Genomic DNA, 1305 nt, shown 5'->3' on the forward strand with positions numbered 1-1305 from the left:
CGGCCAAGGCGGCGTACCTCGACGCGGTCACACTCGGCCTCGCGAGGCCCTCGGTCACCGAGGCGGCCGGGCAGTCGCTGACTCCGGTCTCCGTGCCACGTGTGCCGGATCCCCGGTGAGTGCCTCGCTCATGCTCAACGTCGCGGCAATCACCACAGGAACACGGGCACTCGGCCCCGGACTCCGTTCTGTGCTCTGGGTGCAGGGCTGCCCGTTCCGGTGTGCGGGATGCATCGCCGAGAGCTGGATCCCGGTGCGGCCGGCCACCGCGATGACGCCGGGGGAGGCGGCACAGGCGCTCTCCATCCGGCCCGACGTGCGGGGCGTGACCTTCTCCGGTGGCGAGCCGATGGAGCAGGCCACTGGTCTCAGCGAGGTGATCAGGTTGATGAGGCAGGACCGTGAGCTCGACCTGATCTGCTTCACCGGTTACCGCCTCGAGCGGCTGCTGGACGATCCGCCGAACCCGGGCGTCCCGAATCTGCTCGCGGAGGTGGACGTGCTGATCGACGGCCTCTACGTGCGCAGTCGCGACGACGGCCTCGGCCTGCGGGGAAGCACCAACCAGCGGGTGCACCACCTGTCCGGGCTGCTGACCGACATCGGGTACGACTTCGCCGGCCGGGTCCGGGCGATCGAACTGCAGCAGGCGGGCGACGACCTCCTGATGGTGGGCGTCCCCGATCCGGTACTGGCGTCCGCCTTCCAGGCCGCCCACCGAGAGGACTGATCACCCGTGGCCCTTCATGCGCTCCTCGTCGGCGTCGACCGTTACCTCGCCGTCAAGCCCGACCTCCGCGGTTGCTCGAACGACGTTGACCTCGCCGCGAGCCTGCTGCGGGAACGGGTCGCCGCCGCGGACCTGAACCTGCTGGAGCTCCGCAACGAACAAGCGACCCGCGATGCGGTGATCGAGGCCTTCCGGGACCATCTCGGCCAGGCCGGACCGCAGGACACGGCGCTTTTCTGGTTCAGCGGGCACGGCTCGACCGCGCCGCTTTCCGCGGAGATCTGGTCCACCGAGGAATCGGGGTTCTGCCAGACCACGGTCCTGCATGACAGCCGGACCGGGACTGTACCGGACTTGTACGACAAGGAGCTGGCGCTGCTCGTCGAGGAGGTGGTGGCCGGCGGCGCCTTGCTGGTGTCCGTGCTGGACAGCTGCCACTCCCGCAGCGGCATGCGCGGGGAGGACGAGCTACCGCCGCGCCTCGCTCCGGCATTGGTCGAACCGCCGGCCCTGACCGACCTCCTGCCCGGGCTGGTCCGTGCCGGGTCGGTGCCGGGCAGCCGTCCGCTGCGGCA

At 70.4% G+C, this 1305-nt stretch carries 2 protein-coding genes; both read left to right on the top strand.

Annotated features, from left to right (window positions below):
• Nucleotides 1–130 precede the first annotated feature (130 nt).
• Nucleotides 131–730 (top strand): 4Fe-4S single cluster domain-containing protein, encoded by a 600-nt coding sequence (locus RBH18_RS43825; protein ID WP_306216440.1) that lies wholly within the window; start codon nt 131–133, stop codon nt 728–730.
• Between the two features lie 6 nt (nt 731–736).
• The coding region (locus RBH18_RS43830) for a caspase family protein (protein ID WP_306216438.1) at nt 737–1305 on the top strand (569 nt) is incomplete at its 3' end.

Origin of the sequence: Actinoplanes oryzae (assembly GCF_030757795.1) — a bacterium.
Taxonomy (GTDB): Bacteria; Actinomycetota; Actinomycetes; order Mycobacteriales; family Micromonosporaceae; genus Actinoplanes.